Origin of the sequence: Halorhabdus sp. CUG00001 (genome assembly GCF_009797925.1) — an archaeon.
In the GTDB taxonomy this organism is placed as follows: Archaea; Halobacteriota; Halobacteria; order Halobacteriales; family Haloarculaceae; genus Halorhabdus.
In genome coordinates this window covers 1,950,995-1,968,694 of the sequence record NZ_VOLB01000001.1, presented here as the reverse complement: position 1 = coordinate 1,968,694, position 17,700 = coordinate 1,950,995, and the positions used below count along the sequence as shown (strand labels likewise).

Sequence of the window (17,700 nt, the reverse complement as noted above, 5' to 3'; positions counted from 1 at the left end):
TCCGTTGCCCTCTGAGTCTTTCACTCGGTTGGAATTCGTTGCTTCTGGCGATCGACGATTGTAGATCACTTCGAGATAGGAAGGCATTTTTCGGACGATAAGCTACGACCTACTACTTCGTGTCTGGTCTCCGTTCGGCAGTCAGTCGGGCCGCCCAGTCGCTCAAGCGTGCCGGTGCTCGCGCGAACCCGGTCCGTGGCGTCATTCTCCTGATCGGACTCGGACTCGCTCGCCTCGGAGTGGTCGACCGCGCTCGGGCACGCCGAGCGACGGATCTTTCCTGGCCGCGTGTCGTCACCGGCATCGCTCGCATGTCGAAAAACGCCGCTGACGTTGCCATGGTCGGGGCCGCGTCGGGGCTCGTTGCCAACGACGCCATCTCGGGTGTCGGTCTCGCCGGTCCGTTTTGGGGGCTTGCATTCGCCTTTGGCGGCGGTTTCGCCGCTGGGACGATCGCACTCGTCTCTCAGCGTTTCGGTGCCGAGGAGTTCACTCAACTCGGCCAGGCCGTCCGCGCGAGTTTCGTCGTCGTCGTCGCGGTCACTATCCCCGTCGGCGCGGCGTTCTGGTTCGTTCCCGAGTGGCTCATCGGCCTGCTGAACAGCAACGACCAAGTCGTCGCCTACGGTGCGACCTACCTCAAGATCCTGGGCCTCGGTGTGCCCTTCGCTGGGTTGAACCTCGTTGCGAGTCGCGTCCTCATCGGGGCCGACAACGCACAGATCCCGATGCTCCTTCGGGGCGGTGGTGCCGTCCTGAATATCGTGCTCAACGGCGTGTTCATCTTCGTCTTCGGGATGGGCGTGGCCGGTGCCGCCTGGGGAACGGTCGCGGCAAACGCCCTCGTTACCGGCTTGTTTATCGCTGGGTTGATCGCGGGCCGGCTTCCCGGGATCGGCCAGTTCCCGGTCTCAGTTTCGCCGCGCGGGACGTACTTTCACTGGGGTGATATTACTGACGTCGTCTCGATCGGGACGCCGGTCGTCGGTCGGAACATGACCTGGACGGTCGCGCGATTCCCAATGCTCGTGTTCGTTGGCATGTTCGGGACGGCGACACTTACGGCCTACACTATCACCCGACGGCTCTGGGGGCTGATGAACGTCCCCGGGTGGGGCTTTGGGCTCGCTGCTTCCAGTCTCGTCGGTCAGCACCTCGGCGAGGACGACGAGGAGACGGCCGCCGTTTACGGTCGTGAAATCACCCTCATGGCAGTTGCGACCTACACCGTCTCGGCGGCTATCGTCGCGGTCCTTGCCCGCCCTGCTGTCGTTGCTTTCGGTGCCGAGGCCGATGCGGTCCCGATCGCCGTCGGGATGGTGCTGGCGGCGACCATTGCGATCATCCCACAGGGAATCAAAGGGACTGCTGCCGGGGCCCTCGATGCTACCGGCGACACGAACTGGCCGTTCATCTACCAGGTCCTCGGTATGTTTGCCGTTTCGCTCCCGGCTGCCTATTTGGGTGCGACGACGCTCATCGGCGTCTGGGGAATCTATATCGCGTTCCTCGGTGAGACGCTCGTCCCGGCCGTGGGTAACTACTACCGCTTTTCGACGGGTAAGTGGAAGGCGATCAGCCGGGAGTACCGCCCCGAGGCTGCGCTGGACGATTAACTCCCAACGCTTTTCTGTGATGGCTTGACAACCCACGGGTATGTCACTGAACGCCCATCGTCGGTGGATCGCCAGTCAGTCTCGTCTCAGCCGGGCGTTCGCCCTCTTTGATGCGTTCTGACGATCGGTGGACTTCCCGGCCCCAATGCGATCGGGCCGGTAACGAAACTGATCATCTAGGCTCGTTCACCTGCAAGGACGAGTGAGAACCGTTAACTGAGCAACCCCAGTGTATCCGACAACAACTGATGGAACTCCCGAGCAACCAACTCGCGGTCCTCGAAGCCGCGAGCGCCGACGACCGACGCACCGTTGCCCAACTGAGCGAGGACACAGGCCTGGCCACAGCGGCGGTGACCCGTGCCGCCTTCGAACTCGAAGACGAGGGGCTGGTCACTGTCACCGAGACGACCGAGGAATCCGTCTCGCTGACCGACGAGGGACTGTCCTATCTCGACGCTGACTTGCCCGAACACCGCCTCCACCGTGTCGCCGTCGAGCAAGGGGCCGACGAGGCCAGCGCCCCTATGGGCCAAGTCATCGGAGCTGCCGATCTGGACGGTGAGGCCGTCGACATCGCCCTCTCGAATTTCGCCCGGAAAGGGTACGGCACGATTGATGCCGGTGAGATCACCGCCGAACCCGACGTGGATCTCGACGCCGATCCGGAAGCGGCTGCCCTCGAGGCCATCGACGCCGGGGAACCAGTCGCTGACGACGATATTCTCGATCAACTGGACCGACGTGGGCTTCTCGAGCGCGACGAGCGAACTGTCCGCTCGATCGAACTCACCGACGCGGGCGTCACGGAACTGATGGCTGGGATTGAGGAAGCCCAGCGGGTCGACCGACTGACGCCCGACCTGCTCACCAGCGGCGAGTGGGAGCGTGTCGAGTTCGCCGACTACAACGTCGAAGCCGACGCCCCCGCCGTTGACGGCGGGAAAGCGCACCCACTTCGATCAATGGCCGAGCGCGTCACGGAGGTCCTCGTGGGCATGGGTTTCGAGGAGATGGACGGCCCCCACGCCGACGCGGAGTTCTGGATCAACGACGCGCTGTTCATGCCACAGGATCATCCCGCGCGCACGCACTGGGACCAGTTCGCCCTCGACGTGCCCCCGATGGACGATCTCCCTAGTGACGTCCGCGAGGCGGTCGAACGCGCTCATCGCGAGGGCGTTGGCCCGGACGGCGAGGGCTATCACTCACCGTGGGGCGAGGAGATGGCCCGCAAGGTCGATCTTCGGGGTCACACCACGTCGCTGTCGGCCCGCCACCTCGCTGGCGTCGCGAAAGGCGACCTCGAACCGCCCCAGCGCTTTTTCTCCGTCGAGAAGGCCTACCGCAACGACGAGATCGACGCGACTCACTTGCTCGAGTTCTTCCAGATCGAGGGCTGGGTGATGGCCGAAGACCTTTCGGTCCGGGATCTGATGGGGACGTTCACGGAGTTCTACGAACAGTTCGGTATCACCGACTTGGAATTCAAGCCGACGTACAACCCCTACACGGAGCCCAGCTTCGAGCTGTTCGGCGAACACCCGGTTACTGGCGAAGTCGTCGAGATCGGCAACTCCGGGATTTTCCGGCCAGAAATGCTCGACCCGCTCGGCGTCGACTGTGACGTGATGGCCTGGGGGCTGGCCCTGGAACGGCTGATGATGCTCGTTACTGGCGCCGAGGACATCCGTGACGTCCACGGAACGCTGGTCGATCTGGACTACCTGCGCAACGAGGAGGTGCGTTACTGATGCCCACCGTCGATATCGACACTGACGAACTCCGGACGCTAACCGGCCACGACGAAAAGAGCGACGACGACTTGCGGGCCGATCTGTTCGAACTCGGCCTAGAGTACGAGGGTGAAACTGAGGACGGCGAGTTACGTTTCGAGTTCGAACCCGACCGACTCGATCGCCTCTCCGTTGAGGGGGTCGCCCGCTCGCTGCGCTACCAGTACGGCGACGATCGGGGCGTCCACGTTCCCTCGACGAACGATCCTGACTGGACGATCCAGGTCGAAGGCGTGCCCGACGAGCGCCCGTACGTCACTGGCGCCGTCGTCCGTGGCCTCGATCTCGACGAGGCATCGCTGGATTCGCTGATCCAGCTACAGGAGAAACTCCACGCCACGATGGGCCGCAAGCGCGCGAAAGGCGCCATCGGGGTCCACGATCTGACGATGTTGAAAGGCGGGGAAGCCGCCGACGATGGCGAGGGCAAGTCCCTTCGCTACACCGGTATCGAACCCGACGGTGACACGTTCGTGCCCCTGGAGGGCGATGCCGAACTGGCGCCCGAAGAGGTTCTCGAGGAACACCATATCGGCGAGGAGTACGCCGATCTCGTCGCCGCCTACGACACCGTCCCGGCAATCTACGACTCGATTGGTCTGTTCTCGTTCCCGCCGGTGGTAAACGGTCGCCGGACCGAAGTCTCGACCGACTCTCGGGATCTGTTCATCGAGATGACCGGGACCGATCAGTGGACGATCGATCACATGCTCAACGTCGTCTGCTATGCGCTTGACGCCCGCGGTGGGACGATCGAAGAAGTTCGCGTCGAGTACGAGAATCCCCCCTCGGAGTACGGTGCCGAGTTGATTCGGCCGGACTTTGCAACCAAGACCAAGACAGTGGCTCACGACCGCATCGAGCGCACGCTTGGGATCGATCTTGCCCAAGAGGACGTGATCGACCTACTCGAACGATCCGGGCTAGACGGTGACGTCACAGCGTTGGACGGCGGGCCGGCTTACGACGTGACGGTCCCGCCGTATCGCGTCGACGTGCTCCACCCGGTCGACGTGATTGACGACGTCGGGCGAGCCTACGGCTTCAACGAACTCGACCCGCGCTATCCCACGGTCGGAACGATCGGCGGGCGTCACGAGCGCGCCCGATTGGCGGCGGCCGTCCGGACGGCCCTGATTGGGCTTGGGTTTCAGGATCTGTTGAACTTCCACCTGACGAGCGCGGACGAACTCCTCGGACGGATGCGCCTCGATACCGAGGCAGATATCCTGGGGGCCAGCGAACCCGTCAGCGTCACGAACCCGTACAGTGAGGACTACACAGTCGTCCGGACGTGGCTTCTCCCTTCGATCATGCAGGTTCTCGAGAACAATACCCACCGCCGTTACCCACAGGACCTTGCGGAGGTCGGGTTCGTTGCCCAGCGCGACGACGGAGATCCTACCGGGGTCAGCGAGAAGCGTCACCTCGCGGGCGCGCTCGCGCGCCACGACGTATCCTACGAAGACGCAAAGGCCCGACTTCAGGCTCTCGTCGCGGATTTCAACGTCGATCTTGCGACCCCACCGACTGAGCACCCCTCGTTCATCGAGGGCCGGGTCGCGACTGTGGAGATCGATGGCGATGCCGTCGGCGTGATCGGTGAACTCCATCCGGCAGTCCTCATCGAGCACGAGCTAGAATTACCGGTTGTGGCCTTCGAGTTTGATCTAGCAGCGCTGCAGTAGCGGCTCTCCCGGTTGCCGTGGTCATCTGTCTCTCGCCGAAGCGAGAGTTCCAGTGCGCATCTGAATTTTCTTCCCCGCATTTGGCATTCATACCCTCTATTTTCCTCGAGATTACCATCAATATACACGTATTTATAATAATTATCGGCGGGTTTGGTCAGTATTACCGCTTCGCGTCGGTATATGCCTCTCGCTCACATACAATATGCTAGGAGCGACATTCGATGTCTTCGACCGACGACACGAGTCCGGAATCGACGTTCGAGCTTCCCGCCGTTCAGACGGCCGAGGCAGACCCGTCGTCACGGCTCGATCGAGCGTTCGACGACCGCGAGGACCCCTCGACACTCACTGTCTTCCCGGCTGACGCTGAATGGCCAGAGATCGGTACGACCTGGATTAGCGTCGACGTTGCCCACGCTGTCACCGTAACGGACTGTCGATAATTCTCTTTTTCGCCACCCTTGGCACGCTCAGAGATCAACGCCGACTGCGTCTTCGACGCTATCGAATCCGTCCCGTTCGAGCAACGTCACCAAGCCGCGATTGATATCGCGGGCAATGGTCGGCCCGCGATAGACAAAGCCCGTGTAAACCTGCACCATGCTCGCGCCGGCCCTGATCTTCCGGTAGGCGTCGGCAGCCGTAAATACGCCACCGACGCCGACTACTGGGACGTCGGTCCGCTCGGCGACGAATCTGACCAGCTCGGTCGCTTGTCCTTCGAGTGGCTTTCCCGACAGTCCGCCCTCTTCGACGCGATCCGGGCTAGATAGGGTGTCGGGGCGATCCGTCGTCGTATTCGTCGCAACGACCCCATCGAGGTCGTACTCCGCGACCAATTCGAGTGCGTCTTCGATCGCCCCTTCCGAGAGGTCGGGTGATAATTTGACCAAGAGTGGGCTCGCGCCGGCCTCGGTCAACGTCTCGAAGATATCTGCCATCGGCTCCCGGCTCTGTAACTCACGGAACCCTGGCGAGTTCGGACAGGAAACGTTGACGACGAAAAAGTCCCCGCCCGTTGCAACCTGCTCGTAGGTATACCGGTAGTCTTTGGCCGCCTCATCCAGTGGAACACCTTCGGACTTGCCGAGGTTCACACCCACGGGATAGGCGACGTCTGTCTCGGCTAGACGTGGGCCAACGTCGTCCGCACCAGGATTGTTCAGTCCCATCCGGTTGACGATCGCTCTGTCCTCAACAAGTCTGAAAACGCGCGGGCGCGCGTTCCCCGCCTGTGCCTGGGCGGTGACGCCTCCCACTTCGACGTGTCCGAATCCCATCGATCGCAACGCGCCAGGAACCTCGGCTGTTTTGTCGAAGCCGGCAGCCACACCGACTGGGTTCGGAAAGTCACAGCCGAACGCCGAGACTGCCAGACGCTCGTCTTCGACGACAAATGCTCGCTCAAGTAGTGTGGCAAGCGGTGTTCCCTCTACTACTCCCAGCCCCCTATGGGCGAGACTGTGTGCGGTTTCTGGTGACAGTTTGAACAACAGTGGCTTTGTGATATCGTATACGCTCATTTGTGCTGGTCTCTTCTGCCTATTCTCCGGGTGTCGCCCTGACGATAGTGCATCAGAATTCGTGCTCGACGTCGTCTGGGTTTGCTTGTTGTATAATGATCTTATTGTCTCGGACTCGGACAAAGACCTCGTCGCCGATTTCCATCCCGGCGACGGCCAACTCGTCTTCGTGGAGATTGATGTGGACGTTGTGATACTCGCCGTCCTCGTCTTTTGCGCCACTCGGGCTAAGCTTCTTCTTTCGCACCATCGCGGTATCTCACCCTGAGCATCGCCGGACCACACACTTAAGCTTACCGTGCCTGGATCTCGGCATGCTGGGATACAGGAACGCTGCGCTCTGTTTAGCGCGCGCGCCAGTATTTCAGCCTATATTGCCTCGATTTGTCCCGCATATCGCAAGGCCTCGGACCTCCACTTATATATTTTGTGCCGTCCCCCCCTTCGATCCGGGGGTATTTTTATAATGGGTCATGTGCTGGGTTGGCATGGAGCGTCGAAACCATGGCACGTGATACGGACAAACGAAACTTCGCGCTACGCGAAGACGACGGTACCGAGTCAAGCGTCTTCTCGGGGGGCACCCCTCGACAAGCAGCTCTGAAAGCGGCACGTCGGCTCGAACCGGCACCGAGTGAAGACGAAGCTGACCCGGAGCCACTTCGGCTCCGCGAGAAAGGCACGAAGAAAGTCCACGTCTATGAAGGCTGGGCGTGGGAGGAATCTGCGCCAGACGACAAACCTGACTGGATGCCCGGTGATATCACCAAAGGTAACGTCTCGAAGCAGGGCGTCGAGCACCTCGACGAGATCTAACCTGGTCGGTTCACTTCTAGATTCCTTTCGGTAGTCCCACCACGAAGTCGATAGTCTCTCGGTCGCGCACGTACTAGCCGCCAGTGCGCGGCATCCACTCGGCAGTGACCGACGTGCAATAAGCGCGGCATGAACTGTCGGCCTCCAGCCGCGCAGCATTCTCCCTCGATATTCTGGCCTCCTCCAACACGGTTCTCTCTCTCTATACCCCATGTCAAGAGAAGGCATGCCGAAACGCTTGTAATCGCATGACGTGGCGGGTCTCCTTCGACGGGCTTAAGTATTAACCTCCCATCTGAAGAAATACGCAGCGACGAAGGGCGATCGGCGCCCCTCCGGTCGCGTCGTGCCACTCGCGTGGTGCGATTCGATCCGATGCCCTTAAGTGTAACAGGGCACTTCGGATTGAATACGAACGCGGCTCGGACGGGGCTCGATTTGCCCCGGTCGCGACGGACCATCCGAACGTCGGTTCGGGGCCAACTCGAAGGGTTTATGACCCTTCCTGGCCTACGATCTGGTCCGGAAGACATGAGGATTCCACCCCTGCGGTCCGCCGTATAGATGGGATCTGATGTTAGCCTTGGTAGTTCGGTGACACCCGACTGGGTGTCAGCGAACGTGCTACGATAGCGATCACACCCTTTTGGGTGTGTTCCCGCCTAACCCTCCCCATTATGGGGAGACATTCCGGTTGATCCTGCCGGAGGCCATTGCTATCGGAGTCCGATTTAGCCATGCTAGTCGCACGGGTTTAGACCCGTGGCGGATAGCTCAGTAACACGTGGCCAAACTACCCTGTGGACGGGAATAACCTCGGGAAACTGAGGCTAATACCCGATACGACTCGCACGCTGGAGTGCGGCGAGTCGGAAACGTCCTGGCGCCACAGGATGTGGCTGCGGCCGATTAGGTAGACGGTGGGGTAACGGCCCACCGTGCCAATAATCGGTACGGGTCATGAGAGTGAGAGCCCGGAGACGGTATCTGAGACAAGATACCGGGCCCTACGGGGCGCAGCAGGCGCGAAACCTTTACACTGCACGACAGTGCGATAGGGGGACTCCGAGTGCGAGGGCATATAGTCCTCGCTTTTCTGTACCCTAAGGTGGTACAAGAATAAGGGCTGGGCAAGACCGGTGCCAGCCGCCGCGGTAATACCGGCAGCCCGAGTGATGGCCGCTGTTATTGGGCCTAAAGCGTCCGTAGCCGGCCAGACAAGTCTGTTGGGAAATCGACGCGCTCAACGCGTCGGCGTCCGGCGGAAACTGTTTGGCTTGGGGCCAGAAGACTCGAGGGGTACGTCCGGGGTAGGAGTGAAATCCCGTAATCCTGGACGGACCACCGGTGGCGAAAGCGCCTCGAGAAGATGGACCCGACGGTCAGGGACGAAAGCTAGGGTCTCGAACCGGATTAGATACCCGGGTAGTCCTAGCTGTAAACGATGCTCGCTAGGTGTGCCGCAGGCTACGAGCCTGCGCTGTGCCGTAGGGAAGCCGCGAAGCGAGCCGCCTGGGAAGTACGTCTGCAAGGATGAAACTTAAAGGAATTGGCGGGGGAGCACTACAACCGGAGGAGCCTGCGGTTTAATTGGACTCAACGCCGGACATCTCACCGGCACCGACAGCAGTAATGACGGTCAAGTTGATGACTTTACCCGACGCTGCTGAGAGGAGGTGCATGGCCGCCGTCAGCTCGTACCGTGAGGCGTCCTGTTAAGTCAGGCAACGAGCGAGACCCGCACTCCTAGTTGCCAGCAGCATCTTGCGATGGCTGGGTACACTAGGAGGACTGCCGCTGCCAAAGCGGAGGAAGGAACGGGCAACGGTAGGTCAGTATGCCCCGAATGTGCCGGGCGACACGCGGGCTACAATGGCCGAGACAGTGGGATGCCAGTCCGAGAGGACGCGCTAATCCCCTAAACTCGGTCGTAGTTCGGATTGAGGGCTGAAACTCGCCCTCATGAAGCTGGATTCGGTAGTAATCGCGTGTCAGAAGCGCGCGGTGAATCCGTCCCTGCTCCTTGCACACACCGCCCGTCAAATCACCCGAGTGGGGTCCGGATGAGGCCGTCATGCGACGGTCAAATCTGGGCTCCGCAAGGGGGATTAAGTCGTAACAAGGTAGCCGTAGGGGAATCTGCGGCTGGATCACCTCCTACTGACCGGGATCGGGGCGTTGCCCCGACCCACCTGCACGTTCGCCGACAGCCAGTCGGGCACCTATGAACTACCGAGGCTAACATTGTACGGCGGAAGGGCCCATAGCTCAGCGGTAGAGTGCCTCCTTTGCAAGGAGGATGCCCTGGGTTCAAATCCCAGTGGGTCCATAGCTCGTGTCCGATCGAATCCGTGTCCCTTAAGTGTGGGACGGCGCTTCGATTGGGTACGGACGACCGATGCACCATCCCGCGTCAACGCGGGGATGGGAAGGGTTGATGCACGCACCGCCACCGACGGGCGTGTATATGATACCGTGTGTACGTGCGATCCAGGCGTCCACTGGACGCGTTGCGTCGAGTTCACACTCGGCGCTTGAAGTGAAGTTGGCTGCTATGTCAGCTGGTGGATGGCTCGGCTCGGGCGCCGACGAAGGGCGTGCCAAGCTGCGATAAGCTCAGGGGAGCCGCACGGAGGTGTAGAACCTGAGATTCCCGAATGGGAACTCCTCACCGCAATTGCTTTGCGCAATGGGGAACGCCGAGAACTGAAACATCTCAGTATCGGCAGGAAGAGAAAACGAATGTGATGTCGTCAGTAACCGCGAGTGAACGCGACACAGTCCAAACCGAAGGCCTTACGGCCAATGTGGTGTGTGGACTGGCACTCATCGTCGGAACGTCCTCTTGAAGTCTCTTGGAACAGAGCGCGATACAGGGTGACAGCCCCGTAACGAGGTCAAGTACGACGTGCGCCAGTTCCCGAGTAGCGGGGGTTGGAAATCCCTCGTGAATTTGGCAGGCATCTACTGTCAAGACTAAATACGTCCCGAGACCGATAGTGAACAAGTAGCGTGAGCGAACGCTGAAAAGTACCCTCAGAAGGGAGGCGAAATAGGGCCTAAAATCAGTTGACGATGGAGCGACTGGGCACGAAAGGTCCCTCGACGAACGACCTATCCGCGAGGATACAGTAGGACTCGAGGGAAGCCGCTGTTCAGTCGTACGTTTTGAAAAACGAACCAGGGAGTGTGCTTGTATGGCGAGTCTAACCCGATTATCGGGGAAGGCATAGGGAAACCGACATGGCCGCAGTGCTTTGCACGAGGGCCGCCGTCTTCAAGGGCGGGGAGTCATACGGGCACGACCCGAATCCGGACGATCTACGCATGGACAAGGTGAAGCGTGGCGAAAGCTACGTGGAAGCCTGTTAGAGTTGGTGTCCTACAATACCCTCTCGTGATCTATGTGTAGGGGTGAAAGGCCCATCGAGTCCGGCAACAGCTGGTTCCAACCGAAACATGTCGAAGCATGACCTTCGCTGAGGTAGTCCGTGGGGTAGAGCGACCGATTGCCGTGTCCGCCTCCGAGAGGAGTCGGCGCGGCTGTCAAACTCCGAACCTACGGACGCCATTGATGCGAGGAGTCCGGTATGCGGGGTAAGCCTGTGTACCGTGAGGGAGACAACCCAGAGCTGGGTTAAGGTCCCCAAGTGTGGACTAAGTGCGATCGAAGGTGGTCTCAAGCCCTAGACAGCCGGGAGGTGAGCTTAGAAGCAGCTACCCTCCAAGAAAAGCGTAACAGCTTACCGGCCGAGGTTTGAGGCGCCCAAAATGATCGGGGCTCAAGTCCACCACCGATACCTGGCCACACCTGTTAGAGGGTGGTTGTGTAGGTTGGCGTTCTGCGCGGGTGGAAGCACGGGTGAGAACTCGTGTGGACCGCGTAGAAACGAAAATCCTGGTCTTAGTAGCAGCGAAAGTCGGGTTAGAATCCTGACGGCCTGAAGAGCAAGGGTTCCTCGGCACTGTTCGTCAGCCGAGGGTTAGCCGATCCTAAGATCCGTCGCAACTCGAGCGGATCAAAAGGGAAACTGGTTAATATTCCAGTGCCACCGTACATTCAATGTCGACGCCTCGGGGTAGACCATGCCGGGCATTCGCCCGGTCGAATCGTCAAAGCTCGTGGAAGCCGTAATGGCACGAAGCGGGCGAACGGCGAGATAGAGTAATTTGGTTCAACCTGGGGCCCTTGAAAAGACAGTACGGTGCTCGTACCCAGCACCGACACAGGTGCTCTGGCGGAGAAAGCCAAGGCCTGTCGGGATCAATCGACGTTAGGGAATTCGGCAATTTAGCCCCGTAAGTTCGCGATAAGGGGTACCTGCTCAGGAAATGAGCAGGTCGCAGTGACTTGGAGGCTCGGACTGTCTAGTAACAACATAGGTGACCGCAAATCCGCAAGGACTCGTACGGTCACTGAATCCTGCCCAGTGCGGGTATCTGAACACCTAGTACAATAGGACGAAGGACCCGTCAACGGCGGGGGTAACTATGACCCTCTTAAGGTAGCGTAGTACCTTGCCGCTTCAGTAGCGGCTTGCATGAATGGATTAACCAGAGCCTCGCTGTCCCAACGTTGAGCCCGGTGAACAGTACATTCCAGTGCGGAGTCTGGAGACCCCCAAGGGGAAGCGAAGACCCTATGGAGCTTTACTGCAGGCTGTCGCTGAGACATGGTCGCTAATGTGCAGCATAGGTAGGAGACGTTACACAGGTACGTGCGCCAGCACGCCACCGAGTCAGCATTGAAATACTACCCGTTAGTGACTGTGACTCTCACTCCGGGAGGAGGACACCGATAGCCGGGCAGTTTGACTGGGGCGGTACGCGCTCGAAAGAATATCGAGCGCGCCCTAAGGCCATCTCATCCGGGTCAGAGATCCGGAGAAGAGCGCAAGAGCAAAAGATGGCTTGACAGTGTTCTTCCCAACGAGGAACGCTGACGTGAAAGCGTGGTCTAGCGAACTCATTTGCCCGCTTGATGCGGGCAATGAATGACAGAAAAGCTACCCTAGGGATAACAGAGTCGTCACTCGCAAGAGCACATATCGACCGAGTGGCTTGCTACCTCGATGTCGGTTCCCTCCATCCTGCCCGTGCAGAAGCGGGCAAGGGTGAGGTTGTTCGCCTATTAAAGGAGGTCGTGAGCTGGGTTTAGACCGTCGTGAGACAGGTCGGCTGCTATCTATTGGGGGTGTTTGGTACCTGACGGGAACGTCCGTATAGTACGAGAGGAACTACGGATGGTGGCCACTGGTGTACCGGTTGTTCGAGAGAGCATTGCCGGGCAGCCACGCCACACGGGGTAACGGCTGAACGCATCTAAGCCGGAAACCCACCTGGAAAAGAGGTACCGCTGAGGTCACTCGTAGAAGACGAGTTCGATAGACTCGGGGTGTACGCACCGAGGTAACGAGGTGTTTAGCCCGCGAGAACTAACTGACCGAAGCCACCATTCATACCGCATGTGAACGCGACGCATCGCGTCCAGGCGCAAACTGGATCGCACGTACAACGGTATCGCATCAACCGATCGCTGGCCAAGCGCGGTTCGATTCCGCGGATCGGCGTTAAGGCGGCCATAGCGGCGGGGTCTACACCCGTACCCATTCCGAACACGGAAGTTAAGCCCGCCTGCGTTCCGGCGAGTACTGGAGTACGAGAGTCTCTGGGAAATCCGGTTCGCCGCCTCCACTTATACCATATTCAACCCATCCGAGAGAGACATCCTTCTCTCTCGGATGGGTTTTTATCGTTATGTAGTGCGCTTCATTTACCGTGAGTGGCAACACTCTTGAAAAGCCGACAAAAATACTCTAAAGACCGGAGACAGGCTCTACAGGTAGTTATGCACCTTGTGGCGGCGACTCCGCGTTACCGATCGCGATGAAGAGGCTACCAGCAATCGTTAGCAATAGTGTGCCGAGGCCACCTGGGATGTCGCCGTTACTCAGCAGCCAGCTGGACAATCCTAGACTGGCCACGACTAAGACGGCGCCGATCGTGAGCAGATGCCATGTGCTGTCTTTCTGGGAGGCAGGTTGGTTAAGTGTCGACATCTGCGTACGAGTATCAGGAGGACACGCAAGAACGTTTTTACATCTTGATAAATATGCGTAGATAGTATACAATTATTGGGTATTTGACTAGGCGGCGTATTGGGGTAATCTCCATTTCAGTCGTTGGATCGTGACTCCGTTCTCGGCGGCCACCACTCGTAAAACATAAATCGACGGACTGGCGAGTGTCTATTGTGCCAAGGTGGCAGAGTCCGGCCTAACGCAGCGGCCTGCAGAGCCGCCCATCGCCGGTTCAAATCCGGCCCTTGGCTTTTTGCCTTTTGAGTAGTAGTTGCGATCGTGACACAATCGGGGTACAACTGCACTTCACCAAACTGGGGTGGATTGATAGCTGAGTGGAAGTCACATTCATCGGCGACAGTTGGGTCCTCAGTCTCGGTTCGAACTAGTGGTGTGGATCAGCTCTTAGTACTACCCTTATTGGAGCAATTTTCGACGACGGTGGGCTCTTCTATCAGGCTCCCGACTACCCACGCATGAGTCCACATCACGACCACGGTGTCGATGAGGTGTCGATCGCCCTCGTGACGATTTCAACGTCCCGGACCAAAGCGACGGATGCTTCGGGTGGTGCCATCGTCGCGGCGGTTACAGACACTCCTGGTGTGACGCTTTCTGACCGGCGACTCGTCGACGATGATGCCGACGCGATCGAGACGACGCTTGGTAACCTCGTCGCCGATCCGGATGTCGACGCGATTGTCACGACGGGTGGCACGGGGATTACGCCGGACGACGTGACAATCGATGTCGCCGAGGACGCCTTCGAGGTCGAACTACCGGGGTTCGGTGAACACTTCAGGCGACGCTCGATAGAGGATATTGGCACGCACGCGATTGCGACCCGGGCGACTGCTGGCGTCATCGATCAGACCGTTGTCTTTTGCCTGCCCGGCAGCGAAGCCGCAGTCACGCTCGGGACTGAAGAGATCATCTTGCCGGAAATTGCCCACCTCGTTGCGATGGCGACTCGGTAGCGTTGATCGGGCTTGCCCGAACCTACAACATCGGGCGCGGTCAAGGCTCGTGCATGACCGAGGAGTTTACCCACGTCAAGGATGGGGCGGCCGACATGGTCGACGTCGGCGAGAAACCATCAGCGAAGCGACGCGCAGTTGCGGCTGGGTCGATCGTGCTCACGCCTTCCACTCTCGAGGCGATTCGCGAGAACGCCGTCGCGAAAGGTGACGTTCTCGCGACAGCCCGCATCGGCGCGATACAGGCGGTCAAACACACTTGGGAGACGATTCCGCTCTGTCACCAGATTCCAATCACGAATGTCGAGACAGATTTCGCTCTCGACGACGAGGCGATCACTCTCCGCGTCGCCGTCGAGACGACCGGCCAGACTGGCTGTGAAATGGAAGCCTTGGAAGGCGTGACGACGGGGCTAAATGTCGTCTGGGATATGGTCAAGGCTGCCGAGAAAGACGCCACTGGTGAGTATTCCGGGACGGCGATTCAGGACGTCCGGGTCGTCGAGAAGACCGTCGACGAACTCGACGCGGGTGACGCGATGGGCTGACAGGCTCGGCTTCGGTGGCACGCTGGTTGCATACCCCGGTCAGTCGTCGGTACTCGGAGTCGGCACGTCGCGGTCGGCGTACTCAGGATTTCGCACCCATTCGCCGTCCTCGCGGGTCATGTACTCACCGTAGTAGGGGACACGCTCGGCGACGGCGGTTTCGAACGCCTCGCGGATTGCCTTCCGGGAGCACTCGCCAAGCGAGACACGCTCGTCGGGGCGATTGAGACAGCCCATCAGGTGCCCTTCCGGCGTCACCCGCACGCGGTGGCAGTTCGCACAGAAGTCTTCGTTGCCAACTGGATCGACGATCTCGACGATGCCGATACCCTCGCCCGCTTGTGCTGTCGACCCATCGCCTGTGGCGTCGGCCGCGCCCGCTGGGATGTGGTAGCGGGTCCGGTCGTGCATCTCGCGCGATTCGATCTCGACGGCCAGACCGGACAACCAGTCGTGGACGCGCTCGATTTCGACCGCCCACTCTGGACTTCCAACCAGTTCCGGCATGAATTCGATGAGTTGCAACACTAATTCGTCCCGGCTGGCTACGTACTCGACCAGGTCGGGGATGTGATGGGCTGTCTGTTCGAAAACGACCGCGTTGAGCTTGACGGGATCGAGCCCGGCCTCGCGCGCGGCATCGATCCCTGCAAAGACCTGCCCGGACGCGCCGGCGTTCGTCAGATCGGCAAACGCCGCCGGGTCGATCGCGTCTCGCGAGACGTTGACGCGCTCGAGGCCGGCCGCGGCAAGTGCTTCGGCTCGATCCGGGAGGAAGACGCCGTTGGTCGTCATCGAGACCTCGAGGGCGTCGGGCGCGCGCCGGACGATCGCTTCGAGGTCCTCGCGCAACATCGGCTCCCCGCCGGTGAGCTTGACGGCATCGACGCCCACGTCGGCCGCCACGTCCAGGACGCGGACCACTTCGTCAGTCCCCAGTTCGTCCTCGCGGGGGGCCATCGGGCCGCGGGTATCACCCAAGCCCTCGTTGTGGCAATAAACGCAATCGAAGTTACACCGGTCGGTCAGTGACACCCGGATCCCGGTGAGCGCTCGATCGAAGCGGTCCGCAAGCATGTTCGATATCCAGTGACCCAGGTACCTAAAAGGCGCGCCCGTTCCACACACTCGGTAGGTGGACCGAACATGGTCCCGACTCGCTTTTTGCTCGGGGGCTCTCAACCCCGGACATGGCTGATCGTCACCGAGCTGGGTTCCAGTCGGTAACAAGACTGGCTGACGCTCGCCGGCAATGGCTGGACCTGATCGCGCCACACGACCGGATCGATTCTGTCCCTCCGGACGAGGCCGCCGGTCGGGTACTCGCCGCGTCGGTCGACGCACACCGACCGGTCCCACACTTCGAGCGGGCAGCAATGGACGGGTACGCTGTCCGGGCAACCGACACCACTGGCGCAGGCGCTCGGTCTCCCCGACGGTTGCAGCCCGCCAGTGGGTCGATCTCGGCCGGCGACGCCGTTCGCGTCCATACCGGGCAGCCGATCCCCGAGGGAGGTGACGCCGTGGTCATGATCGAGCACGTCACCCAACGAGCGGACGAACTCGCCGTCGAGTCAGCCGCCGCGCCTGGCGAGAACGTCTCCCCGGTTGGTGAGGATATCCCAGCAGGCAAGACGTTGTTCGATGCGGGACATCGACTCGGGCCGGCCGACATCGCGCTCTTGAAGGCGACCGGTGTGACAGAGATACCGGTCAGGGACCCGCCGACCGTCGGGGTCGTTCCGACTGGCGAAGAACTCGTGGCGGCCGACCCCGACCCGGGTGAAGTTGTCGAGACCAACGGGACAATGGTCGCCGGACTGGTCGAGCAGTGGGGTGGGCAGGCGACGAAAGCTGAGATCGTGACCGACGACGTTGATAGACTATCTGATGCCATCGTGAGACGAACCGACCGGGATTTGCTCGTGACGACTGGGGGCTCATCCGTGGGCGATCGTGACCTGCTGCCCGAGGTTATCGAGTCGGTCGGCGAACTGGTCGTCCACGGCGTCGCGATCAAGCCCGGCCACCCTCTCGGATTCGGGACCGTCGACGAGACACCGGTGCTGATTCTCCCGGGCTATCCAGTCTCGTGCTATGTCGGTGCGCTTCAGTTACTCCGGCCGTCACTGGCCCACGCTGTCGGACGTACTCCGCCGTCGATTCACACTTTCGCGGCGGAACTGGACGGCAAGATAGCCAGCGAGCCGGGTGTTCGCACCTTTGGGAGAGTGCGCCAGAGCGAGGACAACCCCGATCGTGTCGAACCGATTCGGGTCGCGGGCGCGAGCGTGTTGTCGAGCGTCACTGCTGCTGATGGCTGGGTGGTCGTCCCCGAGTCCGTCGAGGGATACGAGGCTGGCGAACGCGTTCGAGTCGAGGACTGGCGGGCTACCCGCTGACGTCTTCAACGCCCCACGCAATCCGATCCCAGAGGCGCTCGTACCCGTAATAGGTCCCTGTTTTGACGACGTTCGTGACCAGCCCGATACTGAACGCTTGGTCGAGTTCCCCGGTCACCGCCAGCGCGACCACGATGGTAATGAGGATCATCACCGTCCGGTACAGCAGCGTCTTCACGATGGCCCGCGAACGAGCCTGTCGGGCCTGGTTTCGAAAGAGCGAACGGATCGACATGTATCCCATCACTCCC

The 17,700-nt window shown here is 60.4% G+C and carries 12 protein-coding genes, 2 tRNA genes and 3 rRNA genes; 13 read left to right on the top strand and 4 right to left on the bottom strand.

What is annotated here, in order from left to right:
• Positions 1-119 precede the first annotated feature (119 nt).
• The 4 genes from FR699_RS09830 to FR699_RS09815 all read left to right on the top strand — a co-directional run bounded on the left by FR699_RS09830 (position 120) and on the right by FR699_RS09815 (position 5,546).
• The gene (locus FR699_RS09830; protein WP_158855308.1) at positions 120-1,616 is read left to right on the top strand and encodes an MATE family efflux transporter; all 1,497 of its coding nucleotides are present in this window, start codon (positions 120-122) and stop codon (positions 1,614-1,616) included.
• 248 nt (positions 1,617-1,864) lie between these two features.
• Positions 1,865-3,370, top strand: coding sequence for a phenylalanine--tRNA ligase subunit alpha (locus FR699_RS09825; protein WP_158855307.1), 1,506 nt, complete (start codon positions 1,865-1,867; stop codon positions 3,368-3,370).
• Positions 3,370-5,100 (top strand): phenylalanine--tRNA ligase subunit beta, encoded by a 1,731-nt coding sequence (gene pheT / locus FR699_RS09820; protein WP_158855306.1) that lies wholly within the window; start codon positions 3,370-3,372, stop codon positions 5,098-5,100. The genes FR699_RS09825 and pheT overlap by 1 nt, the downstream gene beginning before the upstream one ends.
• 224 nt (positions 5,101-5,324) lie before the next feature.
• A complete protein-coding gene (locus tag FR699_RS09815; RefSeq protein WP_154552933.1) occupies positions 5,325-5,546 on the top strand; it encodes a hypothetical protein in 222 nt (73 codons plus the stop codon).
• Positions 5,547-5,573: 27 nt separating this feature from the next.
• On the opposite strand, the gene FR699_RS09810 is transcribed toward FR699_RS09815, so the two are convergent.
• Together FR699_RS09810 and FR699_RS09805 are read right to left on the bottom strand one after the other, a co-directional pair.
• Entirely contained in the window at positions 5,574-6,626 is a 1,053-nt protein-coding gene (locus FR699_RS09810) for a quinone-dependent dihydroorotate dehydrogenase (protein WP_158855305.1), read from the bottom strand.
• A 52-nt stretch (positions 6,627-6,678) separates the two neighbouring features.
• On the bottom strand, positions 6,679-6,876 hold the full coding sequence (locus FR699_RS09805; RefSeq protein ID WP_154552935.1) for a hypothetical protein: 198 nt from the start codon (positions 6,874-6,876) through the stop codon (positions 6,679-6,681).
• Between the two features lie 254 nt (positions 6,877-7,130).
• Between FR699_RS09805 and FR699_RS09800 the strand changes: the two genes are divergently transcribed.
• From FR699_RS09800 to moaC, 8 genes are all read left to right on the top strand, one after another.
• On the top strand, positions 7,131-7,442 hold the full coding sequence (locus FR699_RS09800; protein ID WP_154552936.1) for a non-histone chromosomal MC1 family protein: 312 nt from the start codon (positions 7,131-7,133) through the stop codon (positions 7,440-7,442).
• 687 nt (positions 7,443-8,129) lie between these two features.
• Positions 8,130-9,601 (top strand): 16S ribosomal RNA (locus tag FR699_RS09795).
• A gap of 98 nt (positions 9,602-9,699) precedes the next feature.
• Positions 9,700-9,771: transfer RNA gene (locus tag FR699_RS09790), tRNA-Ala, on the top strand.
• A 210-nt stretch (positions 9,772-9,981) separates the two neighbouring features.
• Positions 9,982-12,901 (top strand): 23S ribosomal RNA (locus FR699_RS09785).
• Between the two features lie 112 nt (positions 12,902-13,013).
• Positions 13,014-13,136 (top strand): 5S ribosomal RNA (gene rrf, locus FR699_RS09780).
• Together the 16S, 23S and 5S rRNA genes with 1 tRNA gene alongside form the textbook arrangement of a ribosomal RNA operon.
• A 561-nt stretch (positions 13,137-13,697) precedes the next feature.
• Positions 13,698-13,773: transfer RNA gene (locus FR699_RS09775), tRNA-Cys, on the top strand.
• Between the two features lie 225 nt (positions 13,774-13,998).
• A complete protein-coding gene (locus FR699_RS09770; protein ID WP_158855304.1) occupies positions 13,999-14,499 on the top strand; it encodes a molybdenum cofactor biosynthesis protein B in 501 nt (166 codons plus the stop codon).
• 53 nt (positions 14,500-14,552) lie between these two features.
• Positions 14,553-15,047, top strand: a complete 495-nt coding sequence (gene moaC / locus FR699_RS09765; protein ID WP_158855303.1) for a cyclic pyranopterin monophosphate synthase MoaC — start codon at positions 14,553-14,555, stop codon at positions 15,045-15,047.
• A 39-nt stretch (positions 15,048-15,086) separates the two neighbouring features.
• Here moaC and moaA read toward each other — a convergent pair whose 3' ends face one another.
• Positions 15,087-16,124, bottom strand: coding sequence for a GTP 3',8-cyclase MoaA (gene moaA, locus FR699_RS09760; protein WP_154552966.1), 1,038 nt, complete (start codon positions 16,122-16,124; stop codon positions 15,087-15,089).
• Positions 16,125-16,237: 113 nt separating this feature from the next.
• Here moaA and glp point away from each other — a divergent pair, with 113 nt between their 5' ends.
• A complete protein-coding gene (gene glp, locus FR699_RS09755) occupies positions 16,238-17,449 on the top strand; it encodes a gephyrin-like molybdotransferase Glp (RefSeq protein ID WP_154552967.1) in 1,212 nt (403 codons plus the stop codon).
• On the opposite strand, the gene FR699_RS09750 is transcribed toward glp, so the two are convergent.
• Entirely contained in the window at positions 17,439-17,684 is a 246-nt protein-coding gene (locus FR699_RS09750) for a DUF2061 domain-containing protein (protein ID WP_154552968.1), read from the bottom strand. The genes glp and FR699_RS09750 overlap by 11 nt on opposite strands.
• Between the last annotated feature and the right edge of the window lie 16 nt (positions 17,685-17,700).